Here is a 25,816-nt window from a genome sequence, read left to right on the forward strand (position 1 = left end):
TTTCCCAAGCTTAGCCCGGCCAATACCGGCCGGACTGTGAACCCTGTATCAGAAGAACACCGTCAGTCCGAGGTGCCCTTCGAGGTTGTGCACGGTCTTTTCTTCACCCAGCAAGTCGATATCGAACAAGTGATCACGCACATCGAGGTGTATGGCCAGCATGTCGGTCAACAGAAAACGGTAGCCTGCGCCGAAGTTCACGGTAAACCGGTCGTCGCCGGCAAAGCGTGTCGATCCCAGCCCGGCGATCAGGTACAGGTTGCTGTTGTACGCACGGCGTTCGCCGACAAAGGCTTCGCCGGGCAATATGTTGTAGCCGAGGTTCAGGTTGTAATAGGTAAAGCGCCGCTCACTGTCAGACAGCAGCGGTGCGCCGCCACTCAGGCGTTCAAAGCTGGTCAGGCCGGTGTCCGTCTGGCCAACGGTACCTTCGACGAAAAATCCCTCGGTAACGTGATAGGCGATGCGCGCGCCGTAGACCACGTTGGATTCGAAGTCTTCGACGCTCATGATGCCGACGTAGGCACCGACCTCGAAGTCTTCGGTATCGATGTCCGCTTCCCGAATCTCCCGCCGCTCTACCTCGGGCTCAATGACCTGGCCCGGATCTTCCGCGGGCGGCGGTGCCGTTTGCGGCCCCATGCCAAACAGATTGCGCGTCGCCGCGCAGCCGCTCATGCTGATCATCAGCACGATCAGAAAAAGAACGCGAATCCGACTTTCCATTCTTCCACTTCCTCGTTGTCGTCACGACTTGTGAACACCACGTAGCTCTTGTACTCCGCACGAAGCATGAAGCGGCGCGTTGTATAAATGCGAAAACCGGCGCCTGCATGTGCTGCCTGGTCCGTTCGGTCTTCGCCTTGCACGATCGTTGATTTCGGCGCCGTGTGAATCACACCGGTTCCGAGTGTAAAAAACGGCGATATGCGCCAGTCCGGCCAGGTCTCGTGAATAACGTTGATACTGCCCGCCCAGCCATTGGAAACGTTGCCGAGAATCTGCGAACCCCACAGCTCCACGCCAAGGTGACGATTCAGCGAATAGCCACCGTAGACCGAGATAACGTTCGCCCCGCCAAAGTCACCAGCCAGCAAACCCGCTTCCCAGCGAGAATCCGTAAAATCGCTTTGGTCCGCTTCCGCAAACTCGATGTTCGAACCTGACGGTTGCAGCGTGCGCTCCATCTGGTCGCGATGCACCCAGCCTTCGGTGTCGTTCGGCATACGCACCAGGAACCAGTCAGTACGGCGCTTCAGAATACTCACTGACTCGCCACGTTCAGCGATGTGGAATATCGGGTAGCCGCGGCCCGGCCCCGTATGCATTTCCAGATAGGGGTCGGCCACTGTGACAGTGGCATCAACTTCGGCGGCCTCAGCAAGCGGTAGTTCGGCAGCCAGGCTCAGGAAGCTGAGCAGGAGCGCTGCGAGATACGGCTTAATTTTGAGGGACGTCGAAGGGATTGTTGTAGTACTGCGCTCCGACATCCAGCCATTCCGCAAGCAATCGTTTTTCCGCATCGGACAGATAACCATCGTGACTCTGCCCGGCCTCAAACCGGCTGAAGAACCGGCTGGACGCATTCGCGCCCGCTACATTCATTGAAGGATTGACATTGACCGTCACGAGTATGGGATTCCCATCATCATCAAAGCCGGCCTCGACCAGTCTATCCTGTACCGCACCCATATTAAGCTCTTGTTCGTTATCGGGAAACAGCAATTCCCGGTACGAATTGAAATGATCCGGCTCATCCGGTGACAAACCATCGGCGAGATCCAGCTGCCCAGCAGGGACTCTCGGCATATTCTGATCATCCAGCGGCGTATGGCAGTTGGTGCAATCATTGCTCATTGGCATGCCTGCGCCATCGAGCACCGGATTGCCCATGTCATCCAAAACCGGTCGTGCGGCAGACCACAAAGGGTGTATGTGAGTTTCGTAATTAATGACGATTCGGCAATTCGAGGCCCACGGCTGCGTTATGCAGTTCAGACTTGTGGGTGGAGTAGTCGTCAAATCCGCATAGGCGTAGCTGAAACTGGCGTCAGCAGTCCGCCCCGCCGCGACCTCATCGGTCCACACGTCCTCGTATTCAAGATCCATCGACGGCTCGATAGAGGCACAATCGGTCGCGCAAGTGATGCGCGCACGAATTTCTGCCATCGTCTCACCGACCTCACCGACAAACCATTCCGCACGGGTATTGGGGTAAGAAACACCCGCGACTGGCGCACCGGCCCATGCCGACGGAAACGCATCACTGCGGCCGTGCGACAGACCACTCTGTGGCACGTGACAACCATTGCACTCAAGCACCTGGCCCGGACGTACCTGCATCCAGTTCTGGTGACGCGACGTTATTCGATGACCGTCTTCGTCCAGTACGCTGACGCCGAACGCTACATTGGCGGGCACCTTGACCATGACTGAACCATCCGGTTCTACCGGCGCATAGCCAACGATTTCTTTCATGCCTTGTGCCCGGCTGCGACCGAAGGCGGTGTTGTCCAGATCAACAATATCGTCGTTCGGCAATGACACGGCTTTGACGATGCGCAAGAACCGTGCTGGCCGATCGGTCGCCAGCGTTTGCGCCGGATCAGCCAGTGCCGCAATGTTCGCGACGGCACCACCGTCGAAGTCATAAACGCTGCGTATGTTGATGACGCCCGCGCCTTCAGCAACCAGGTCCGGATCGGCATCAAATCTGTTTTCGCTGTCCAGAATGACCGGCGGCAGCGTTCGCGGGTCAGCCGAAACGACCTCGGTGTAGGAAAAACCATCTTCCGGCGGCACGACCGGCAATTGAGTCTGGTCGCGCGGGTCGTACATCCAGATGCCGTAAGCCGGATCCGCTTCCTGCAAACTGGTATCGGCAAGGTTCTCATCCGTACACGGGTAAATGACCGGTAACTCGCCCACAGGCGGTGGCGTGATGTCCGTTAACCGGCACTGACTCCAGCTCAACAGTATGCGCCCGGTGCCATCCTGCACCGGATACATCGACTGGTAACGTCCACCCGGTGACGGTTGATTCACTTCGGTTACTACCGAGTTCACCGTTGCCGTCGTCTGCGCCGGCCCGGTCAAGCCGACGTTATCAAGATTCGCCTGGGTGTTTTCAATGTAGACGGGGGTATCGATAATCACGATGTCGCCGCCATCGTCCGTATCGGTAAACGGCCGCACCAGTGTCATCATCCGGCCATCTTCCAGTTCGCGCGGCTTGAGAAATTGAATGACCTGACCGTTGGTGCCGGTGGCATGACTGTGCTGCCCGTACAGCAGCTCGAGATTCGAACCGTCCGGGTTCATGCGGTACAGATTGATCGCATTGTTCGCCGCGGCATTATCCCAGCGGCTGAATACAACCTGTCCGCTGGAGATAACGGTCGCGTCGATATCGTGACTCTGGTTGTACGACACCTGCTCAATGTTCGTGCCATCGTCATTCATTACGTGCAGCACGAACGCGTCTTCGTTCTGATCCTCGTCTTGCGCCGCAAATTGCGGCTTACCCTCGTCCAGCAGGACCGCGTTGGATCGCAGCTGCCTGGTCGAAGAGAAGATAATGCGACCATCGGGCAGATAGTGCGGCGCCAAATCATGACCAATTTCCGCGCTCAGGTCAGACGCAATCACCCGACGCAGGGTATCCGTTGCTATTTCATACTCCCAGATATTCCAGGTCGGCTGATCTTCATCATCGAGCGCCAGGTTCAGATCAACAGGGCTGCGCAAGGCGAACAACAAGCGCGTTCCATCGTAGGAAATTTCAACGTCGCGAACGGCACCCAGACCGTTGGTTTCACGTTCAGTGACATTGACCGCCAGCGCACTGGGAGAAGCGCGATCACGAACAAACAGATCCGCGCCAAAATTAAAAGTGATGAGCTCGCGCGCGTCGGACGGCTGAAACTCGCCTTGATTGTCCACGGCAAGCGGCGCACGGATATACGCAATTGGAAAATCGATTACGACCGGGTCCGCGTCCTGACCAGAGCCAATACTGACACCATCACCGCCACCGCATGCACTCAATGCAGCCACAGTAAGCAATGACGCGGCGAACCTAAGTCCACCCGTCTTGATTGTCGTCCCTGTCGATCGCAAGTCAGTAGTCATCTCAGTTACCTCGGACATCCGTCGAAATGACAATGTCCACAAGTCGTACACGCAAGCGGCAATTCAGGCGTCCTTCCCTGATTGCCAGAAATCAATCTGGAGCGTGCACAACTTCAACGATTCATAGTGGACGTGGCGCAACTCGCATACCGTTAACGCGATCACAATCTGTCGGTGTTTGTCGCGGATTTAGGTTTGTTCACACCAGGTCGTATTTACTACGCACGCAAAACGTACGCGCTGCAGTATAAGAGACCGACTACGCGCAAAGTAATGTCTCGAAAGCACGACAGTACGCAATGTCAAATTTTGCAGACGCGCAATTTGACGAAGATCACATCACGCAGAACAATTCGTGCGCGCATCTTCGATTAACGATTCATTGCGTGGCTGATGAGCCGTTGTCAGATCAATGGACGAGAGCTGAAATTCTCGCAAAGGGTTTCGGATCGTTGTCCGTAACTGTCACTCTGTCTCCTTACGGCGACAGTCTGGCGTGCCAGTAAAATCAGCCACTTGGCTACAAAGCCGGGATTAGCTGTACGGACCCGCCGACAAGCGCTTGACATATCGCGGCCCTCCGGGCGAGCGCAAGACCACTCCTTTCTTATTGTTTTAAAAGCTCTTTTCGACCTTTGGCAGGTAAGCACCACAGGCTGGCACAGCAATTGCTTTGCTTTATACCGATACGTGCACGGAACGGTTTGGACGTTCATGCCAAACACCGGCTTTGTGAATGCATTCACGGTGACCAGTGTGAACTTGCTGCATAGTTTTGCCGCTAAGACTGTGGGTCGACCCGAACGTACAAGAACAGTGTCGCCATGGAATGCGGGAAAAGCACTAACGACTACCGGCGCGCTCACTACCGCTGATCAAGCATCTGAAAATGGAATGACTATGGACAACAGGATGTCGACCCGAAATCGTAAATCCTTCACTGGCGCAGTGCTGCGCATCCTGCCGCTTGCAGCCATCTGCATAGGCATGGCGAGCATTGCCGACGCCGGACCGCGCGAACAGGCCAAGCGCATTCACGATCGCATTGCTGGCGTACCGCCAACCGAAGCAGTGCTTTCGCAGATGGAAGCGGAGGTTACCGCCAACCCGATAACAGCCGCTTACACGGCCATGTCCAACCCAAACTTCTACAACGTCACGTTGAAGAACTTTGCGGCGCCCTGGACCAATCGTGAAAGCAACGTGTTCGTGCCGCTGAATGACTACATCGCAACGGTCGTTGGCATGATTCGCGACGATGTACCGTTCAACACCCTGTTGTCCGCGGATTTGCTTTACGTCGGCGCACCGTCACTGGGTCTGCCGCCCTACTCAATGACGAATAACGATCATTACGAGCAACTTGAGCGTAACGGCCTGGATATGCAGACGGGTCTGGTCGCAACCGCACAATCAGCCGTCCCTGGCGGACTGCCGCCGGAAGCAACCGCAGGCATATTCACCACCCGTGCCGCCGCCGAAGCCTTTTTCGTCGCGGGCACCAATCGCGCGATGTTCCGCTTCACGATGCTCAACCACATGTGCAACGACATGGAACAGGTACACGATACGCGCCTGTCGCCCGACAGAATTCGCCAGGACGTCAGTCGCAGCCCTGGCGGCGACAGCCGTCTCTTCCTGAACAACTGCATTGGCTGTCATACCGGTATGGATCCGATGGCGCAGGCCTTCGCGTATTACAACTTCAATGAAGCCACCGGGAGCATCGAATACACGCCCGGCACGGTTCAACCGAAGTACTTCAACAATGAAGACAATTTCCCGTTTGGTTTCCGTACACCGGACGACTCCTGGGAAAACTACTGGCGTGAGGGGCAAAACCAGTTCCTTGGCTGGGACAACGCACTACCAGGCAGTGGCAATGGTGCCAAGTCGATGGGCGAAGAACTCGCCAATAGCGACGCATTCGCCAGTTGCCAGGTGAAAAAAGTATTCCGCGCAGTGTGTTTGCGCGATCCGGAGGATGCCGCCGACCGAGCCCAGGTCTCGCAGATGGTCACCTCTTTCAAGACCGGCTATCGCATGAAGCAGACGTTCGCAGAAGCGGCCGTCTACTGCATGGGCCAGTGAGGAGGCAGACCATGAAACAGGTACTACATACGGCTACCCCTTACTCAGCCCTGCGCAACGCAGTCACCGCGGCCGCAGCCATCTTCGTCATCGCCGCTTGTGGCGGTGGTGCGGCAACGACCGAGAATCCGGTCACCGGCGTGACACCGCCGTCCAGCTATCAGGGACCACCGCCGGCTACCGACGATATCCAGGCATTCAAACTGAACGTTTGGGACAACGTTCAGGCCAGCAATCGTTGCGGTGCTTGCCACAACGAATCGGTGAATCAGAATCCGATGTTTGCGCGGCATGATGACGTCAATCTGGCTTACGAGGCCGCCAACAGCGTTGTCGATCTGTCGCAGCCGTCGAACTCCAGGCTGGTCAGCAAAGTAGGCGGCGGTCACAACTGCTGGCTGTCGGATCCGCAGGCCTGTGGCGACATCATGACGACCTGGATCGAAAACTGGGTTGGCGAAGGCGACACTGGTGGCCGCCAGATTCAGCTCGACCCACCGCCGGAATCCGAACCGGGCTCCAGCAAGAACTTTGCGAACGCCACTGTGCAGGACTTTGAGAACCTGGTGCACGCACCGATTCTGACCGTTTACTGCGCCGGCTGTCATACTTCGCAAGCCCCGACATCACAGCAACCGTACTTCGCGGAAGCCGATGCCGTTACAGCATTCGACGCGGCGCGCTCACGAATGGACCTGGACGATCCGTCATCGTCACGTTTTGTCGTTCGTCTGGGTAGTGAATTCCATAATTGCTGGGACGTAGGCTGTGCCGCGTCCGCAAGTGAAATGCAGGCTGCAATTCAGGCATTCGCTGACACGGTACCAGTCACTGAACTGGACCCGGCACTGGTCAACAGCAAGGCATTGCGCATCGTCGACGGTACGGTCGCATCAGGCGGCAACCGTTTCGAGAACAATCAGATTGCATTGTGGGAGTTCAAGACCGGCAGCGGCACAACAGCGTTTGACACCAGTGGTGTCGAGCCGGCCATAGACCTGACACTGTCCGGCGACGTCACCTGGTTCGGTGGCTGGGGCATCACCATCAACGATGGCAAAGCTCAGGGCTCAACGGCTGCCAGCAAGAAACTCCATGACCTCATCAAGGGCACGGGCGAGTACTCTATAGAAGCGTGGATCGTGCCGGCCAACGTCACCCAGGAGATGGCCCGCATCATCAGCTACTCCGCCGGAGACGATGCACGCAATTTCACACTGCAGCAGACGTTGTACGACTACAATTTCCAGCACCGTAGTACGGAAACCAGCCTGAACGGCATGCCCGCATTGTCGACGCCATCCGCCGACGAAGTTCTGCAGGCATCGCTGCAACACGTCGTCGCCAACTACAGCGCAGTTGATGGCCGCAGCATCTATGTGAACGGCGAGCTGGTCTCACAGACCGACCCGGTTCCATCGGGTTCGCTCGTTGACTGGCAAGACACATTCGCCTTCGTGCTCGGCAATGAGGTGTCCAACAGCGGCCTGTGGCAAGGCACATTGCGGATGGTAGCTATCCACAACCGCACACTGACGCCCAGCCAGATTGTGCAAAACTTTGATGTCGGCGTTGGTGAAAAATTCTTCCTGCTGTTCAGCATCGCCGACATTATTGACGTGCCCAGCAGCTACATCCTGTTCGAGGTTTCGCAGTACGACTCCTACGGCTATTTGTTCAACCAGCCGAGCTTCATCACGCTGGACAGTGCGCAGCAACCGGAAGGCATTGCCTTGCAGGGCTTGCGCATTGGCATCAACGGTGAAGAAGCGCACGTCGGACAAGCGTATTCGAATCTCGATGTGACGCTCAGCGCAGCGGAGTTTGGTGAACTTGGCCAACCACTGTCACCACTCGGCGCAGTCATACCACTCGAGAAAGGTCCGGAAGACGACGAGTTCTTCCTCACTTTCGACTTGCTGGGTGACCAGACCTATGTCCGCAGCTCCGAACCGCCGTTGATCATTACGCCGGAAGACCTGGTGGCCGCCGAGCGGATAGGCGTACGTACGTTTGATGAAATCAACATGACGATGGCGACGGTTACGGGCGTTGACCCAACCACCACCTCCGTGGACATGACGTTCCAGAGTCTCCGCCAGTCGTTGCCGGCGATCCCGAACGTGCAAACGTTCCTGTCGTCTCATCAGGTTGCCGTTGCACAGCTCGCGATTGAGTATTGCAACGCCCTGGTCGAAGGTCCCGGCGCTGCCGCATACTTCCCTGGCTTTGATTTCAACCAGAGCCCGGCAGCTGCTTACAGTAGCGCGAACCGGAACCTGATTATCGATCCGCTGATCGACCGGATCATGGGCATCGGTATACAGACGCAACCCGATTTCACAACCGTTCGCGATGAACTCGGTTACGTAACGTCTGACGGTACGCGGCCCAATAACCTGGTCGACCGGCTGTTAGTCAGTGCAGACAACCCCAATACGCGCGCAATTGCGAAAGGCGTATGTGCGGCGGTGCTCGGTAGCGCCGTCACCGTAGTGCAGTAAACAAGGACAGTAACGAGGCATTTGATATGGCCAGCAAACGCAATTCACGCAACTGGGACGCGCCACAACGGCATCCGGACCATCGGCGTCCCATCACCCGCCGCGACTTTGTTTCGCAGGGCTTTCTGTCCGGCTCGGCACTCGCATTGTCGGGCGGTGTTCTCAGCTTGTTCTCGAACCCGCGCGATGCTTACGCTGCGTTGTCGAGCGACCTGACACCGCTGCTCACCAGTCCGTGCAATATTGCAACGGAAGGTGCCGGCAAAATTCCGTTCATCTGCTTCGACCTCGCCGGTGGCGCGAACATTGCCGGTTCGAACGTCCTCGTTGGTCGTGAAGGCGGGCAAATGGATTTCCTCGGCACCGCGGGCTATGAAAAGCTGGGGCTGCCGGGCGACATGGTGCCGGGACTGAACGACCCGACCACCGGCCTGCCCTACGCGAACACCGACTTCGGCCTGGCCTTCCATTCCGACAGCGCGTTCAAACGCGGCATGGAACGCAGCATGGCACCTGGCCGTGGCGCCAATCTGAACGGGGCCATCATCCCTTCGCGCTCGGACAACGACACCGCCAATAACCCGCACAATCCTTTGTACGGTATCGCCCGTGCCGGCGCCGACGGTTCTATCCTGACGCTGGCCGGCTCCGAGAACACGGACTCCGGCGGCAATTCCATGGTTCCGGCCATGATGATGGACCCGGAACTGCGCCCTACCAAAGTGGATCGTCCGAGCGACGTCACCGGCCTCGTGGATACCGGACAACTCGTCGGCATTCTGGGCCCGGACGATGCGACGGCGGTAATGGAATCCATTTACCGGATCAGCTCGAACAAGATGAATGCAGTAGACACCGGTCAAACCGTCTCTGCGGATGCCGTTGTTAAAGACATGGTTCGTTGCGGCTACCTGAAAGCGGCTGACATCGCGGATAGATTCGGCGCAACCCCGCTTGACCCGGCGGATGACCCGGCGATTGTTGGTCCGAACGGCATCTTCTCGGAAGCCGAATTCAATGCGAACAACCGCGATGGCCAGGAATTCCGCAAGACCGCTTCCGTAATGAAGCTCGTCATGAACGGCTTTGCAGGCGCTGCGTGCATCGAAATGGGCGGCTACGACTATCACGGTGGCGCACGTGCCGAAGGCGAAGTGAAAGACGAACGGGCCGGCCGTTGCATGGGTGCCTGCATCGAATACGCTGCGCGTATCGGCGTGCCGTTAATGATGTATGTCTTTAGTGACGGCTCTTTGTCATCGAACGGTGCCATCGACAACTCCGCAGAGGGTCGAGGCAAAGGCGAATGGGTCAGCGATAATTCGTCGACGGCCGCCGCCTTCTTCATGGTCTACAACCCGAACGGCAGGCCCGCACTACGCGGCGGCACGCCCGAGGAACAGGCCAGGCATCAACAGATCGGCTACATGGACGCCAGCGCTTCAGTGCAACGCGCCGCCACGCCGGCCGCAAACAATGTGAACCTGCTGGTGAATACAGTTGTGCTGAATTACATGGCCCTGCACGGCGAAGAAGGGTTGTTTGCCAATGTCATTCCGAACCACGGCCTGGGCGACAGCTCGTTACGCGATTCGATGACCGCTTTTGACGCCATCGTCAGCGGCACGATAGGGCCTTTGAACCCCGCCTGAACTGGCCCCCTCCGGGGGCCAGGCATCAGTTGTGCCGGCAGCATTGCTGCCGGCATTTTTTTGCCTGCGATTCAGCGCACAATCGTCTAAAGCACATCCGAGCGCGTCAACGCTTTGGTCAAGCGATACAGGAATTCCTGTCCTTCGTAGTACGCCTCGATATTGATCCGTTCATTCTGTCCGTGCGCCCGGTTGTCGTCGATATCATTGAACAAGCCGGACACGCCGTACACGGGAATGCCGGCATTTCGCAGGTAGAGGCTGTCAGTAGCACCGGTGCTCATCAGCGGGATAACGGGAACGCCAGGCCACATGGCCTCCGTCGTTGCTTCAATGGGACCCAACACCTCGGCACTCAGCGGCGACGGCGGTGAAGGTTTTGCGACCGCGACCGGTGTAACCAGGACTTCATCACTGTCTATCACCCTCTCCAGGGTCCGTTTAACTTCGTCGATTGAAGCACCTGGCAGGACGCGGCAATTCACGTTCGCCGTAGCCCGTTGCGGTAACGCGTTCTCCGCATGGCCGCCGTCAAGCAGCGTTGCGACACAGGTCGTGCGCAGACGCGAGTTGTAAAACGGAATTTTCGACAAGTACTCAACCGCCGCGGGGTCGGGCGGTGACTTCAGTACGTTGCGCATGGCCGTTGCCCGTTCGCCCTCCTCAAGCGGTGCCGACCGTTCGAGCCAGGCACGGGTGATTTCGTTCAGACTGACCGGGAAGTCATGGTCGCGAATGCGAATCAGCGCATCCGCAAGCTGGTAAATTGCATTCACCTTCACCGGCAGCGAACTGTGCCCGCCCGGATTGGTTACCTCCAGCGTGTAGCTCTGAAAAACCTTCTCGCTCGCCTGCACGCCATTGAATACGCGCACACCGTCTTTTTTCGCGCCCCCACCGCCTTCATTCAATGCGTATTCTGCGTCAATCAATTCAGGGTGATGCTCCAGCAACCACGCAACGCCGTTGTGATCGCCACTTTCTTCATCGGCCGTCAATGCGACGACAATGTCGCGGTCCGGCTGGAAGCCTTCGCGCTTCATGTGAATCAGGTTCGCTATATGGATGGCAGCTTCGTCCTTATCGTCGGTGGTGCCGCGACCGTAGAAGTAACCGTCCTCTTCCACAAACGTGAACGGGTCCATCGTCCAGTCAGCAGGATCCGCCTCCACAACGTCGATATGGGCCAGCAACAGGAGTGCTTTTCGGCCATTGTCGCGGCCCCGGTAACGAACTACCAGATTGCCCCGGTCCGGGGTTGGCCCGAGGATATGTATATCTTCCTCGTCAAAGCCCGCCGTGCGCAAATGCCTGGCCATCGCCTCGGCCGCAACGGTCGTGTTGCCGGTGGACTGCGTCGTATCAATCTCAACCAGCTCTTTGAGAAACGCGCGTGCCATGCCCTCGGCCGATTCCGGAAGTGCCGCCGCCTCGGTGGCAACTGGGGCGGGTGCATTACTTTTTTCGCTTGTGTTGTCACCGTCGCTTTGACCGCAAGCAGCAATAAAAATTACCAGTGACAATGACAAGCCAATCAAGCTAACGGGGGTCTTCACTACGTGCACGCCGACTCTCCTGTGGGTGGAAGTACGCTGCGCTCGCGCAGGCGCTGGCCTGAGCTACGCTTGAGCCAACATTAAAACGCGTTCGCTTGGGGAAAGAAACCAGCAACGCATTGGCGACCATCGACTATGGGAGCCGGATTACCGAACCATACCCGGAATCTTGTGTTCGCAGTGATCGGCGAGCTTGCCTGGCCGGCAGGCATGCAGCGCTACAGGGTCGTCACACCAAGGCTCATTCTGACGGTTTTGACGTGACTTGACCGCTGGCAACAAGCTGGCGCAGCCAGGCGGCCGGCGAACCACTGTCTGTTGACAGCACCTCAGGTTCGCCGGCGTGCTGCGTTACTGCGCGGGCTTCACGAAACGCAGGGTAAACCGGTCCGACTCTCCAATCGTCAGGTACTTCTGCTTATCGGTGTCGCCCAGAGCCAGCGATGGCGGTAGTGTCCACACGCCTTCGGGGTGATCGTGCGTGTCGCGGGAATTTCTGTTGATATCCGACCGGGCGTCAAACACAAAGCCCGCCTGCTCGGCGAAGCGAATGGTACGCTCCTCTGAAAGATAACCATTCTTTGCTTCCGGGTCCTCGGTCGCCGCATCCGGCCAGCGATGGTCCACGACGCCGAGTACGCCACCGGGCTTCAACGCATCGAACATGGCAGTAAACGCCAGCCGCGCTTGGTGCTCGCCGTAGCCCGGTCCAAACCAGTTGTGCGCGTTACGGAAGGTCACCACCAGGTCGGCCGATTCGCGTGGCGCGATTTCAAGTTGATACGGGAAGTCGAGATGCGTGACGATCACATCGCCGTATATATCGCGCGCACTGCCCAATTTCGTCAGGAACGACCCGAAGTATCGACGCTGGTAGGAAGCCGGAGGATTAACGCCGTATTGCGCCGCATAGAACTTGCCTTTTTCCTTCAGCGCCGGCGCCAGAATTTCGGTGTACCAGCCACCGCCCGGCCAGACTTCAACCACTGTCATGTCAGGCCGAAAGCCAAAGAACGCCAGCGTCTCGCGTGGATGCCGGAATTGATCGCGGGCTTTGTTCTCAGCGCTGCGATGCTCGCCGTTTATGGCGCGATCCAGCGTTGCCTGGGTAAGTGCATCCATATCGGCGGCGGCCGCCGGTACCGTGAAGATCGCGGCAGCAACCAGCGTAACCAGCACTGCGCACCGACTGTAGAAAGATCTGCAACTCATAGTCCCCCCCAATTGATCATTATTGTCTGTTGGATCGCGCCACGAATCGGTCGCTCGGCGCCAGCTTACTCGCGCCGCACTCCGACCAGGTTCGCCAGGTAATTTTTCCGGGATAACTGCAACCCGCCCACTTTGCGCCTGCATTACAGAGACCAGCCCGTTTGGATTTCGTTCACAAGTTGCCACGCCGATGGCACGGCTCGCCACAGACCGCCATAATGCCCACACCGGCCGCCACCTACAGTTGACCCGATAACAATGACCGATACCGCCCGCCTGCTGGAACTCCTCGCCTGTCCGCGTTGCGACAAGACACCGCTTGCGGCGGAGAAAAAGCACTTCCATTGCGCGGCCTGCAAGACCAACTATCCACGAGTTGGCGATATCCCATGGATGTTCGCGGAACCGGATGCCAGCCTCGGTGAATGGCGCAACCGCCTGCACTTTGCGTTGCAACAACTGGCGCACGAGGCAAAACGCCTGCAGGCCGAACTGGCCTCCAGCGACCTCAATGAACTCACGCGAACCCGTTTGCAGGCCATGCAGCAGGCAACGGAACAACACCGGCAAACGTTGCAGCGGCTGCTGTCGCCAGTAGACGTGCAGTCGCTGCAAGCCAGTTACGAATCACACCTTGCGCTGCGCACTCGCTTGCCGAGCGATCAGGGTTTGCAGACCTACTACGCGAACGTGCACCGCGACTGGAATTGGGGCGAGCAAGAGAACCGGGCATCCACGGAACAACTGCGAGCCGCGTTGTCGAGCGACGGCGAGGCAGCCCTGGGCGACACCGCCGTGCTCGGCGCGGGTGCCTGCCGCCTCGCCTATGACCTGCACCAATCGTTTGCCACCGATCGCTTGCTTGCGCTGGATTTCAATCCGCTGCTGCTGTTTATCGCTCGTGACGTTGTCCACGGTGAACGACTGCAATTGCACGAATTCCCGCTGGCGCCGAAATCCCAGGCCGATGGCGCCGTGTTACGGGAGCTCAGCGCACCCGAGGTGGTACGCGAAGGCTTTTACCTGCTGTTCGGCGATGTCCTGCGACCGCCGTTTGCGGAAGCCTCATTGGATACCGTCGTAACTCCATGGCTTATCGATATCGTCAGTGAAGACTTCCCCGTGTTCGCCGGCCGCGTAAATCGCTTGCTCAAGCCCGGCGGTCGCTGGCTGAATTTCGGCTCGCTTGCCTTTGATCACCCGCAGCGTGCTCGCCGATACAGACGTGAAGAAGTTATCGACATTGTCGGCAACACGGGGTTTGACGTAACAGGCGTCAGCGAGGCCGACATCCCGTACATGAATTCACCGGCAAGCCGGCATGGACGGCTGGAAACGGTGTTCACCTTCTGTGCCACGAAGTCCGGCGACGTGCAACGTGCACCGCGGTACAAAGCATTGCCGGACTGGATCGTCACCGGCAAAGAAGCCGTGCCATTGCTGCCGTCCTTTCGCACCCAGGCCATGTCAACGCAGATCTACACGTTCATCATGTCGCTGATTGATGGCCAGCGCAGCATTGAGGACATGGCCAGGGTTCTCGAACAACAACAGTTGATGAGCCGCAAGGAAGCGGTGCCGGCGATCAGGCAGTTTCTGACCAGGATGTACGACGACAGTCAGCGGCAATCGGGCTTCTGACCGTCAGGCACTAGTCCTGCAATGAAAATACGTTGCGAACGTAGGCGACTATGTCCGCAACAGCGCGATCTGCTTCGGGCATACGGCCAACGAAGAACTGGAACACGTGCCACATCTCGGGCCACACCTGCAATGTCACCTTGCCGCCCGCGGCCGAAATGGCATCGGCGAAGCGTGTTGAGTCATTCAGCAATAGTTCGTGATCGCCCACCTGGATGAACACCGGTGGCAGGCCGCTGACATCGGCAAATACGGGCGATACCAAGGGCTCGCGTACGGCATCGGCCGTACAGTACTCACGCGCAACGACGGGCAAGTCTTCAGCGCGAAACAACGGATCGTGTTCGCCGCGGCTGTGAACCGAGCCGCCGCTGGCGCTCAGATCCAGCCACGGCGACAGCAAGACCAAAGCCGCCGGCAATGACCGGCCCGTGGCGCGCAACGTCAAGGCACTCGCGACGCTCAGTCCGCCACCCGCGGAATCGCCCGCGATTATGATTTGCTCTGCTTCTATGCCCTGTGCCAGCAGTTGCTCGTAGACGGCACAGGCATCCTCTATGCCGGCCGGAAACGGGTGCTCCGGCGCCAATCGGTAATTCGGCAGCAAAGCCCGAACTTTGGCGGCTTTGCAGACCGTGGCGACAAGATGCCGGTGTGTCCGGCTGCTGCCCATGACATAGGCACCGCCGTGCAAGAACAGGATAACCGGTGCATCTTCCGCCCCGTCCGGAACCAGCCAATCGCAGTCGATGTCGTTGATCGTCGCATGCAACACCGACACTCCGCGCGGCAAGCGCAGGCGCTTTGTTGCATCCTCGAATGACTGACGAAGTTCAGCAATGTCCCGATCTGGATTGACGCGGCGAAAATACTGCCGCGCAAGAAAGCGAATCAGCCGTGCTCGCAGGCTCAACATCGGGCGGCTGTCCGCGCTGAGTCCACTAGCGTTCGAGCAGACTCAGCTTGTCTTTGACGTCGCGCCAGTCATCCGCATCGGCGGGCGGATCTTTGATTTCGGTGATCACCGGCCACTGGGCAGAAAGCTCACGATTGAGCTCGATGAACTGCTCCTGCCCTTCCGGCAGTTCGTCCTCCGAGAAAATTGCCTCGACCGGGCATTCGGGTTCGCAGAGGGTGCAATCAATGCATTCGTCCGGATCGATGACCAGCATGTTCGGCCCCTCGTGAAAACAGTCCACCGGGCAAACCTCGACACAATCGGTCAATTTGCATTTGATACATGTCTCGGTCACTACGAAGGTCATGCGCCTGATCCTGCTGGTCTTGGTCTGGGAGGGGGAGCTTACGCTAGTCGATGTTTTAGGGCATATCAAGTCCTGCCACGCCCTGCTTGCCGGAAATCGGTGGCTACTCCCAACCAACCGCCCAGATCTGCGACAATGCGCGCCGAACGCGAACTGACAGGAACCCGAAAATGAGTACCACGGAGCTAAACCGACAAGGACGTATTGCCGTCATCAGCATCAACAACCCGCCCGTCAATGCGTTGTCGCACTCGGTTCGGTCTGGCCTGATGCAATGCCTGCAACAACTTGCCGATGACCACGATCTGGACGCGGCGGTGGTGCACTGCATCGGCCGCACCTTTTGCGCCGGCGCCGACATACGCGAATTCGGCAGGCCGCCGCAGCAGCCGTTTTTACCGGAACTGGTACTGGCGCTGGATGCCTCGGCCAAACCCGTGGTCGCCGCACTGCACGGCACGGCCCTCGGCGGCGGTCTTGAAGTCGCAATGGGCTGCCACTACCGGGTCGCGGCAAAGAGTGCGAAGGTCGGCCTGCCGGAAGTCCTGCTGGGGTTGTTGCCGGGTGCCGGTGGTACACAATTGTTGCCGCGCCTGATCGGCGCGGAAGCCGCACTTGACGTCATCCTTGACGGCAAACCACGCAACGTTGCAGACCCATCAATCAAAGGCCTCATCGACGCCATCGCTGACGATGACGACTTGCTTGCGAGCGCCGTGCGGTTCGCCACTGAGGTTGCCGGCAAACCGGTGCAACGCTGCAGTGACCGCTCTGTCGCGGCTGTCGATGCCGACTACTTCGAGCAACGCCGCAGCGCGATTGCGAAACGCACACGCGGCTTGATATCGCCAAAGAAAATCATCGACTGTGTGCAGGCCGCAACGACCTCCTCATTTGCCGAGGGCATGCGCCTTGAACGCGAAGCGTTTCTCGAATGCCAGAGCTCCAGCCAATCGGCCGGGCTGCGCCATGCCTTCTTCGCCGAACGTACCGCCAGCAAGGTACCCAATCTCAATGCCGAAGTTACGGCGCGTACCCTGGAGCAGATCGTCGTGATCGGCGCCGGAACGATGGGTGCCGGCATTGCCCACAACTGCCTGACCGCCGGCTACCGGGTACGGCTGCTGGACAAGGACGCCGACGGCGTGGCCCGTGGCGATGCCACTGTCCGCCGCCTGATGCAAGGCGGCGTCGACCGCGGCAAGCTGACAACAGCCGCCGCCGATGCCTGTCTCGCCCGATTCGAAACCAGTGACGACCTCACGGCGGTCAGTGATGCAGACCTCGTCATCGAAGCCGTATTCGAGAACATGGCCGTCAAGCAACAGGTGTTTCGCGGACTGGGCGAACACTGCAAGCCCGGCGCCATACTCGCCAGCAACACATCCACGCTCGATGTCGATGCCATCGCTGCGGCCAGCGGCCGCGCGGGCGACGTTATCGGCATGCACTTTTTCAGCCCGGCACACATCATGCGATTGCTTGAGATTGTGCGCGGCCGCGAAACGGCAGACGATGTGCTGGCAACGTCGATCGCGTTTGCCAAAGCGCTCGGCAAGATTGGCGTCGTGGTAGGCAATTGCTACGGCTTTGTTGGCAACCGGATGTTGTACAGCTACGGTCGCGAGAATCAGATGTTGTTGCTGGAAGGCGCGGCACCCGAAGTCATCGACCGGGTATTGCAGGACTGGGGCATGGCTATGGGTCCGAATGCGGTCAACGACCTTGCCGGCATGGACATCGGTTACAAAGCCCGCAAGGAGCGTAAAGACCGGCCGGACGATCCGCGTTTTTACCGCGTTGCCGACGTACTCGTTGAGAAAGGCTGGCTAGGCCAGAAAACCGGTCGCGGCACCTATCTCTATCCTGACGGCAGCCGGACACCGGTGCCCGACCCCGAGGTTCAGGCGCTGATCAACGCCGAAGCGGCTCGGCTCGGCATTGAGCAACGCGAAATCAGCGAGCAGGAAATCATCGAGCGCTGCATCTACGGCCTGATCATCGAGGGCGCTCGCATTCTGGAAGACAAGATCGCCTACCGCGCATCCGACATCGACGTCGTCTGGACCAACGGCTACGGTTTCCCGAAGTACCGTGGCGGCCCCATGCACTATGCTGATCAGGTCGGTCTCGACAAGGTCTACGCGCGTATCTGCGAATTCTGCGAACGCTTCGGCGACACTTACTGGAAGCCACCGGCACTGCTGGCAGAACTGGCCAAGAACGGCGGTAAATTTTCGGACCTGGGCTGATAAAACGGAACAGCGGTGGTTTAGCCTGACCGGTAACGCCACCGCTGTTCCACGCACTCGGCACGCCCGTCCGCCTGCAGCTTCAGCAGATGCGCCAGCAATGAACGTTCCGCGACCGGATGCAGATGTTGACCCACGTCCGTGTACACGACGAGCGTCAACTCCATCGAGGTAACGCCGGGGTTTGCCTGCAAGGCAGTTGCAATCCCGGCTTCGCGTTGCAAACGGTGCTCGATTATCCAGTCGATTGCCGCGTGCGGATCCTCCAGCAAATCACCGTGCCCCGGCGCTATGGCCTGCAGTGCTGCCTGGCGCAAGCGGGCCAATGACGCGAGGTAGTCTACGAGATTGCCGTCGGGTGGATCGATGACAACGGTCGAACCGTTGATGACGTGATCGCCGGTGAACAACAGGCCGTCAGATTCACGCAAGAAACACAAGTGATTCGACGCATGACCCGGTGTGTGAAAAACCCGCAACGTACTGCCGCCCGCACTAATGACATCGCCATCCTGCAGCACCCGGTCAGGCAGAAAACCGGCATCCTGATGACGCCCGGCGGGTGCCGGCCTGCCGAGCAATTGTGCACCACAACGCTCCGCCAGCAGCCGCGCAGCCGGTGAATGATCGCTGTGTGTGTGGGTGACCAGCACGTAGCGAATTTCGCCGTCGGCGCAGTTGCACAGTGCGTCGACGTGCGACTCAATCGCGGGTCCGGGATCGACGACCATCACGTCGCCATGACCCAGCAAATAACTGTTGGTCCCTGGCCCGGTCATCATGCCCGGGTTGGGTGCGATCAGACGCACAACGTCCTCGGCCAGCGTTACCGGAACGCCGGGGATCAATGCATTGTTCATTCCTGCTGGCCCTCAAGATCGGCGGGGTAATCCGGATCACCGGGCAGCACGATACGTGTCGCATCGCCTTTGCCGATGACCGCCGGCAGGATGCAAGGAACACCGTTGGTTTGCTGTTGCCGCGCCCAGGCCAGTGCGTCGTCAACAGCACCGAGCCCTGCCAGGTCCGCCAGGGTCGCACGGGTCGGTGGCGGCAAGACCAGCTCGCCGGCATCCGCCGCGCTTAGCGCATTCGTCGGCGTCAGCCAGCAGCTGTCAGTTAACTCGGTACCGTCGTGCCACGCTTGTTGACCTTGCGGCAAGGCGCAAACAAAGAACCGCGTTGTATAGCGTCTCGTGCGATCGCGCGGTGTTACCCAGTATGAAAAGTAATGCAGTTGATCGCAGGCAAGTCGCAAATCATGTTGTTGCAGGAATGTACGCCACGACAAATCGCCGCTATGAATTCGCTGGCGCGCCTGGTCAAAGTCATTGTTCTCGACCAGCGCGGCAACACCTTGTGCACTTTTGCGGCGCGCCAGCAATACACCGGTTTCTTCGAACAGTTCGCGAATCGCCGCGCTGTAATACTTCAAGCCTTCAGCTTCGACCCCCAGGCAAGCGCAAGCCAGGCTTTCGCTGCAACCGTCACACAGATCGGCCACGTCGGCATCACCGTCTTCATGCAGACCGCCCGGAAACGCATGGCTTGCGCCGAAGGAGGCTTTGCTGTGCCGCCTGACCAGCAATGCTTCGGGTTCGTCTTGCGCATCGCGCAGAACGACAACCGTCGATGAGCGCGCCGGCACTGGCGTGCTGCGGGTTGCGGCTTTGGACACGGTGGCTGTCATTTACAGTGCCTCGACATAATCGACGAGTCTTTCGAGCTGCTCACCGAGCACCGCATCGACCGGTTCCGCCAGTTCGTCCAGACCCTCAGCGCGGTAGCCGCCCACGGCATAACGCAGCGTTATCGTGGACTGGCCCGGATCGTCGCCGAGGTCCTCAAACTCGAGCGTCATGTTGCCACTGACGCCCATCAGTCCCAGCGGGCCCAGGCCACCGGTCAAGCGCAATATCACCCCGGGATTAACGAAGGTCACCATCAGGTGCACGAGCCCGCCGTTCTCGCCCAAGCGCTCGCAAAAGCAACCCATGGGAACAGCACTGATGTATAAATTCGCAGCGTCACCGGAGACCGTGTGTTCGCCGTTCCACCAGCGGCCGATGTCACCCACCACGGCCGCCCAGGCCACTGCCCGTGTTACCGGCAAAGTGACACTGTGTTCAATCGTAAAACCGCTCTCAGCCGAGTCCTGTACGCTCGCTGTTGCCAGTTCGCTGTACAGCGGAAACAAAAAAACAAGGAATAACAAGCGTGTGCGCAAGGTGCTCATGAGCGTGCCGCAGAATCCAAAACCAGCGCGCAGTGTACTCGCCACCGTCGGCGAGGTCACCCGCACCGTCCGGCCGCTCAGAGCAGCGAATACAACAGGAATATCAGTGAAACCAGCGCCAATGAGAAATAGATTTTCCGAAAAATGCCCATATGTCATACCACCGGGCGCGACGCTGTGGTTGTCACTGCGCCTTGCCATTGTCGAGTAACCGGCTGGCAGTTTGCCGTATGCTCGCTGAACAGATTCTGAAGGGTTGTGGTCTCATGCAAGAAGGCGATAGCGCCGACCTGTGCCGGTTCCTGCAGCAGCACGAACGCATCGCCGTACTCACCGGTGCCGGTTGCAGTACCGCATCCGGCATTCCGGAGTACCGCGACGATCTTGGCGAATGGAAACACGCGCCACCCGTGCAGTTTGCCGACTTCATGGCCAGCGACACGGTGCGGCAACGATACTGGGCGCGGAGTTTCAGCGGCTGGCCACGCATGTCGGCGGCAGAACCGAATGCCGCGCACCAGGCATTGACGTCGCTCGAGCAAACCAACCGCAGCGCAGGACTAATCACGCAAAATGTCGATAACCTGCACAGTCTTGCCGGCAGCCGCAATGTGCTGGACTTGCATGGCACCCTGAAACGCGTGCGCTGCATGAACTGCAACGAGACTTTTCGCAGAGCGGATATTCAGGACCGGCTCACTGCCGACAACCCCCACTGGCAGCCAGCGGAGGCCAGCTCCCGTCCTGACGGCGATGCCGAACTCGGCAATGCCCCGGTCGCGCAGTTCCGTGTGCCCGCCTGCGACCTGTGCGGCGGCATACTCAAACCGGACGTCGTTTTCTTTGGCGAAAGCGTGCCAGCGGAGCGCGTCACGCTTGCCAGACGGTTCGTCAGCGATGCCGATGCATTGCTGGTCGTCGGTTCATCGCTGATGGTGTATTCCGGATTCCGGTTTGTCCGTCAGGCCAGCGACAGCGGCAAGCCCATAGCCATCGTTAATCGCGGTACAACACGCGGTGATACGCTGGCCGCGTTGCGCGCAACCGGCGACTGCGGCGACCTGCTGAAAGATGCCTGCGCACTGCTTGCCAATGGCAGGGCCGACGCGGGCAATGTTCATGACTGAGGGCTGGCTCGCGGTATTTGAGAGCCGGCAACGTGGCCCTTGCGCGGATCGCGCCCTCGTTCTGACGTCGTTGTCGATCGCACATGAAATCGTTGAAGCGGCCGGTCTCTGGCAGTTGCTGGTCGCGGAAACCGACCTGCACCGTGCCCGCCACGAACTGTGGCTCTACGAGCAGGAAAACAAGCCAACCCGCCGCCGGCCGTCTGCCACGGTTGTCAGCAATCACAACCCGTGGCCCGGCGTCGCCGGCTACATCGTGACTGTTTGCGTGGTCGCCTGGCTCGCTGGCAACGGCGCCTTCGGCCATAACTGGCTGGAGGCCGGCCGGGTCGACGGTGCGTTGATTCGTGACGGCGAATGGTGGCGCGTCATCACCGCGCTCACCCTGCACAAGGACGTCGGCCACTTGCTGGGCAACCTCGGCTTCGGCGGCTTGTTCGGACTGCTGGCTGCGCGTGTAATCGGCTCTGGCGTTACCTGGTTGACCGTCACGGTCGCCGCCGCCACCGCCAACGCACTGAATACAATTATGTTAATTCCGAGTCACCGCTCCATCGGCGCATCGACAGCGGTGTTTGCGGCTCTGGGGCTCGTCGCCGGCTTTGTCTGGCGTGGGCGGCTCATGGCACAGGATCGCTGGCCCTATCGGCTCGGCCCGATCATTGGCGGCATTGCCTTGCTGGCCTACACCGGTACCGGCGATGAATCGACCGATATAGGCGCGCACCTCGGTGGATTTGTCTGCGGCTTTGCCGGTGGCTTCCTCCTGACCCGGGCCGCAGCAGTGTTTGAACGCGCTTCTGTACAGTGGCTGTGCGGCGCGGCGGCACCCCTGCTGGTCGTCGTAGCCTGGTGGCTGGCGCTGTCGGGCCACTGACAAAGCGCCAGACACTGGCAGTCATCGCCACAGTCCTTACAATGACGCCCCAACCGCGCAATTGCGGTCGCCAGCAGCACACCACCCTCTGGCACAAACAGAATTCACGGAACAGGAAACAGTCTTATGAGTAACGCGAGTATTCCCAGCTTCGATATCGACTGGAACAACCTTTACGAAAAATTTCAGTCCATCGGCGTCGATTTCGGCATCAGTCTGATCACCGCTATCGTCATATTCTTTGTCGGTCGGTTGGTAGCAAGGGTATTGGCGCGCGGCTTGCGCAAGCTCTTACAGGCGCAAAACGTCGACAAGATTCTGGAAAGCTTTGTTTCCAACCTCGTCTACTGGGCCTTGATGGCGTTTGTCATTATCGCGGCGATCACCGAACTGGGTATCGAAACCACCTCCTTCATCGCCATGCTCGGTGCGGCCGGTCTGGCGATAGGTCTTGCCATGCAAGGCTCATTGTCGAACTTTGCTGCAGGTGTGCTGATCGTCCTGTTCCGCCATTACCGGGTTGGTGACTGGATCGAAGCCGGCGGTGTCGCCGGTTCGGTCGAGAACGTGCAGATTTTGACAACCACGCTGAAGACCGGCGACAACAAGTCGATCATCATTCCAAACAGCGAAATCATGGGCAACATCATCGTCAACTACTCGGCCAACGCTACCCGCCGTGTGGACATGGTCTTCGGCGTTGGTTATGGCGACGACATCGACAAGGTACGCGCGGCCATCAAGGACGTCATCAGTAAAGATGAGCGCATAATGGCACAGCCTGAATGCCTGATCGCCGTTGGCGAACTGGCGGACAGCAGTGTGAACTTCAACGTCCGGCCGTGGGTCAAGACCAGCGACTACTGGGCCGTGAAATGGGACATTACGGAGGCCATCAAGAAACGTTTCGACGAGGAAGGGATATCCATACCGTTCCCGCAACGCGATGTGCACATTATCAAGGACGATTGAACGTCAGTTCAGCATCCGACAGGAAGGCCGCGATTGTTCGCGGCCTTTTTTTTGCCTGTGGCCTCAGTCGTCGAAATCCGGCTCGATGAAGGACCAGCGCAATTTCGGGATTCTGTTCTTCAGCGCAACTTCGAGCTCATTGATTCGGGCGACCGCAGTAGCCAGATCCAAGCCCTTGCGAAAACGAATTTTTGCCGCAAGCATCGTGTCAGGGCCGTACTGAATCGTTATCGTGTTGTAGACCTGTTCGATTTCCTCAACTTCGCTGATCACCTGATCGATCGCCTCGCGAATATCAGGGTCTGCTGACCGCCCGACCAGCAATGCATGTACGCGTATGGTCAGGAATACGGAAATGACGATCAGCACGACGCCAATACAAATCGAACCGATTGCGTCGTAAGTGGTATTGCCGGTAATCGCCGCCAGTGAAACAAACATGAAGGCCAGAACCAGGCCAAGCAATGCCGCCGTATCTTCGCCCAGCACGACCGTCAGTTCCGCGTTTCGCGTGTGCTGCAACCATTCGAAGAAGGGCCGTTCGCCACGTATATGCCTGATCTCACGCAAACAACCCAGCAATGAAAACGTTTCAAGCACCAACGCAAGACCCAGTACCACCAGCGCGACCCACGCCTGCGACAACGGCTCGGGGTGCAGGTATTTGTGCACGCCCTCGTACATGGAGAACAGACCACCAACGCTGAACAGCAGCACGGCAACGATAAAGCTCCAGAAATAACTGGACTTGCCGTAACCGAGTGGATGCTCTTCATCCGCCGCACGTGTCGACTGGCGCAAGCCGAGATACAACAAGACCTGATTGCCGGCATCCGCAAAGCTGTGTATCGCCTCGGCCAGCATGCTGCCCGACCCGGTCAGCCAGGCCGCCCAGCTCTTCGCAATGGCAATTCCGGAATTGGCCACAAAGGCATACAGGATCGCGCGCGCGGTGGAGTCGTGAGTGGATGAAGACATGCACAGTATTTCCGAAGGTTGGCGGCCGCGAGCCGCACACGAATGAAGCGGGCGCGTGCACGTTACCGCAGAGGCCACGTTCAGCACCAGCCGGACGCTGGCTCTGCCCGCGGCAGCGCCGGCCGCTGTATTGACCACGGCTGAGGCGAAGACTACTGTATATCCATACAGCCAAATGACGCGATCAAGTAATGACTGCACACAAAGGCCGCGGCGCGGTCGGTCACACCCGCCACCGGTTCGACAGCCGGCCTGTCGAATCCACCGAAGAAGAAGCCTGGGATGCGGCGCAAACCGCACCGCAAACAGTGCTGCGGCCAATGCAGGCACGGTCCATCATCAGTTACAACGAATCGCCGGATATCCCGTTCGACCGCTCCATAAACCCGTATCTGGGCTGCGAGCACGGCTGCGTGTACTGCTATGCACGGCCGTCGCACAGCTACCTCGATCTCTCACCAGGACTCGATTTCGAGACACAGATTTTTTACAAACCCAATGCCACCGAGCGGCTGTTGGCCGAATGGGAAAAACCCGCCTATACCTGCGTTCCGATCACCATCGGCGCCAATACAGACCCGTACCAGCCGGTCGAACGCGAACAGCGGCTCACACGGCAATTGCTGGAGACGTTTTTGCGCCATCGTCACCCGGTCAGCCTCATCAGCAAGGGCACACTGATGCGCCGCGATCTCGATTTGTTACGCGAATTGGCCGCTGACAACCTGTGCTCGGTCGCCATCAGCATTCCAACCATGAACAACGACCTGAAACGGATAATGGAACCCCGTGTCCCTGCGGCAACGGCTCGTTTGCGCCTGATCGAAGAGTTGAGCGCTGCCGGCGTACCCTGCACCCTGCTCATGGCACCGGTCATTCCGGCCGTCAATGACCGGGAAATCGAAACCATTGTTGCGCGCGCGGCCGACAGTGGTGTGCAGCGCGCGGCATGGATACTGCTCCGTCTGCCGCACGAATTGCGCAGTATCTTTGCAGACTGGCTCGACGAGCACCTGCCAGACCGCGCACAGCATGTACTGAGTTTGCTACGCCAGGCGCACGGCGGTCAGGACTATGACAGTCGGTTCGGCATCCGCCAGACCGGCCGGGGTCCCTTGGCCACGATGCTCAGCCAGCGCTTTGGCGCGGCCTGCCGGCGAGCTGGCATAGTCTATGGGGAGAACCTCCAGGAGCTGGACTGCTCGCTGTTTCAGAAGCCCGGCACAGCGCAGTTTGACCTGCCGTTCAGCTAGGCACCGGTCACACATTGGCGACATCGGCAGCCAGAGCTGCGGCGCATACCGCCAGTTTCGTTCAATACC

20 protein-coding genes are annotated in these 25,816 nt (G+C 58.9%); 9 read left to right on the top strand and 11 right to left on the bottom strand.

What is annotated here, in order from left to right:
- Positions 1-48 precede the first annotated feature (48 nt).
- Genes BA177_RS14605 through BA177_RS18805 form a run of 3 tightly spaced genes read right to left on the bottom strand, consistent with a single transcriptional unit; the run spans position 49 to position 4,131 of the window.
- Positions 49-726 (bottom strand): outer membrane beta-barrel domain-containing protein, encoded by a 678-nt coding sequence (locus BA177_RS14605; protein WP_068617397.1) that lies wholly within the window; start codon positions 724-726, stop codon positions 49-51.
- A complete protein-coding gene (locus tag BA177_RS14610) occupies positions 696-1,490 on the bottom strand; it encodes an SH3 domain-containing protein (protein WP_068617399.1) in 795 nt (264 codons plus the stop codon). Before BA177_RS14610 ends, BA177_RS14605 begins: the two co-directional genes overlap by 31 nt.
- Positions 1,441-4,131 (bottom strand): HzsA-related protein, encoded by a 2,691-nt coding sequence (locus BA177_RS18805; RefSeq protein WP_197493087.1) that lies wholly within the window; start codon positions 4,129-4,131, stop codon positions 1,441-1,443. Before BA177_RS18805 ends, BA177_RS14610 begins: the two co-directional genes overlap by 50 nt.
- Before the next feature lie 912 nt (positions 4,132-5,043).
- Between BA177_RS18805 and BA177_RS14620 the strand changes: the two genes are divergently transcribed.
- From BA177_RS14620 to BA177_RS14630, 3 genes are read left to right on the top strand one after another with little or no spacing between them, the layout of a single operon-like run.
- On the top strand, positions 5,044-6,222 hold the full coding sequence (locus BA177_RS14620) for a hypothetical protein (RefSeq protein ID WP_068619449.1): 1,179 nt from the start codon (positions 5,044-5,046) through the stop codon (positions 6,220-6,222).
- 11 nt (positions 6,223-6,233) lie between these two features.
- The gene (locus tag BA177_RS14625; protein WP_068617401.1) at positions 6,234-8,726 is read left to right on the top strand and encodes a LamG domain-containing protein; all 2,493 of its coding nucleotides are present in this window, start codon (positions 6,234-6,236) and stop codon (positions 8,724-8,726) included.
- 26 nt (positions 8,727-8,752) lie between these two features.
- On the top strand, positions 8,753-10,378 hold the full coding sequence (locus tag BA177_RS14630; protein ID WP_068617403.1) for a general secretion pathway protein GspF: 1,626 nt from the start codon (positions 8,753-8,755) through the stop codon (positions 10,376-10,378).
- An 86-nt stretch (positions 10,379-10,464) separates the two neighbouring features.
- Here the strand turns inward: BA177_RS14630 and BA177_RS14635 are convergent, their stop codons facing one another.
- Positions 10,465-11,943, bottom strand: a complete 1,479-nt coding sequence (locus BA177_RS14635; RefSeq protein WP_197493089.1) for a M20/M25/M40 family metallo-hydrolase — start codon at positions 11,941-11,943, stop codon at positions 10,465-10,467.
- A 342-nt stretch (positions 11,944-12,285) separates the two neighbouring features.
- Entirely contained in the window at positions 12,286-13,146 is an 861-nt protein-coding gene (locus BA177_RS14640; RefSeq protein WP_068617405.1) for a class I SAM-dependent methyltransferase, read from the bottom strand.
- 258 nt (positions 13,147-13,404) lie between these two features.
- Between BA177_RS14640 and BA177_RS14645 the strand changes: the two genes are divergently transcribed.
- Positions 13,405-14,787, top strand: coding sequence for a methyltransferase domain-containing protein (locus tag BA177_RS14645; RefSeq protein WP_068617407.1), 1,383 nt, complete (start codon positions 13,405-13,407; stop codon positions 14,785-14,787).
- Positions 14,788-14,797: 10 nt separating this feature from the next.
- Here BA177_RS14645 and BA177_RS14650 read toward each other — a convergent pair whose 3' ends face one another.
- Both BA177_RS14650 and fdxA read right to left on the bottom strand, forming a co-directional pair.
- Positions 14,798-15,703: an alpha/beta hydrolase gene (locus BA177_RS14650; RefSeq protein ID WP_068617409.1), complete on the bottom strand. Its 906-nt coding sequence runs from the start codon at positions 15,701-15,703 to the stop codon at positions 14,798-14,800.
- 25 nt (positions 15,704-15,728) lie between these two features.
- Entirely contained in the window at positions 15,729-16,052 is a 324-nt protein-coding gene (fdxA, locus tag BA177_RS14655) for a ferredoxin FdxA (protein ID WP_068617411.1), read from the bottom strand.
- Between the two features lie 170 nt (positions 16,053-16,222).
- On the opposite strand from fdxA, the gene BA177_RS14660 reads away from it, so the two are divergent.
- Positions 16,223-18,304 (top strand): 3-hydroxyacyl-CoA dehydrogenase NAD-binding domain-containing protein, encoded by a 2,082-nt coding sequence (locus BA177_RS14660; RefSeq protein ID WP_068617413.1) that lies wholly within the window; start codon positions 16,223-16,225, stop codon positions 18,302-18,304.
- A gap of 20 nt (positions 18,305-18,324) precedes the next feature.
- On the opposite strand, the gene BA177_RS18415 is transcribed toward BA177_RS14660, so the two are convergent.
- From BA177_RS18415 to BA177_RS14670, 3 genes are read right to left on the bottom strand one after another with little or no spacing between them, the layout of a single operon-like run.
- Positions 18,325-19,164 carry an MBL fold metallo-hydrolase gene (locus tag BA177_RS18415; protein ID WP_082990140.1) on the bottom strand — a complete coding sequence of 280 codons (840 nt, stop codon included), beginning with the start codon at positions 19,162-19,164 and terminating at the stop codon, positions 18,325-18,327.
- Positions 19,161-19,994, bottom strand: coding sequence for an NUDIX hydrolase (locus BA177_RS18420; protein WP_082990141.1), 834 nt, complete (start codon positions 19,992-19,994; stop codon positions 19,161-19,163). Before BA177_RS18420 ends, BA177_RS18415 begins: the two co-directional genes overlap by 4 nt.
- Complete coding sequence (locus BA177_RS14670) at positions 19,995-20,540, bottom strand: hypothetical protein (RefSeq protein ID WP_068619453.1); 546 nt, start codon at positions 20,538-20,540, stop codon at positions 19,995-19,997. It abuts the gene before it with no gap.
- Between the two features lie 230 nt (positions 20,541-20,770).
- On the opposite strand from BA177_RS14670, the gene BA177_RS14675 reads away from it, so the two are divergent.
- The 3 genes from BA177_RS14675 (at position 20,771) to BA177_RS14685 (ending at position 23,516) form a co-directional block, all read left to right on the top strand.
- Positions 20,771-21,667 (top strand): NAD-dependent protein deacetylase, encoded by an 897-nt coding sequence (locus BA177_RS14675; RefSeq protein ID WP_068617415.1) that lies wholly within the window; start codon positions 20,771-20,773, stop codon positions 21,665-21,667.
- Complete coding sequence (locus BA177_RS14680; RefSeq protein ID WP_197493091.1) at positions 21,660-22,544, top strand: rhomboid family intramembrane serine protease; 885 nt, start codon at positions 21,660-21,662, stop codon at positions 22,542-22,544. The genes BA177_RS14675 and BA177_RS14680 overlap by 8 nt, the downstream gene beginning before the upstream one ends.
- A 126-nt stretch (positions 22,545-22,670) precedes the next feature.
- Complete coding sequence (locus tag BA177_RS14685; protein WP_082990144.1) at positions 22,671-23,516, top strand: mechanosensitive ion channel family protein; 846 nt, start codon at positions 22,671-22,673, stop codon at positions 23,514-23,516.
- Between the two features lie 63 nt (positions 23,517-23,579).
- Here the strand turns inward: BA177_RS14685 and BA177_RS14690 are convergent, their stop codons facing one another.
- Complete coding sequence (locus tag BA177_RS14690) at positions 23,580-24,494, bottom strand: cation diffusion facilitator family transporter (protein WP_068619457.1); 915 nt, start codon at positions 24,492-24,494, stop codon at positions 23,580-23,582.
- Between the two features lie 191 nt (positions 24,495-24,685).
- On the opposite strand from BA177_RS14690, the gene BA177_RS14695 reads away from it, so the two are divergent.
- Positions 24,686-25,747: a PA0069 family radical SAM protein gene (locus BA177_RS14695; protein WP_068617419.1), complete on the top strand. Its 1,062-nt coding sequence runs from the start codon at positions 24,686-24,688 to the stop codon at positions 25,745-25,747.
- The last annotated feature ends 69 nt before the right edge of the window (positions 25,748-25,816 follow it).

The organism is Woeseia oceani (assembly GCF_001677435.1).
Lineage (GTDB): Bacteria > Pseudomonadota > Gammaproteobacteria > Steroidobacterales > Woeseiaceae > Woeseia > Woeseia oceani.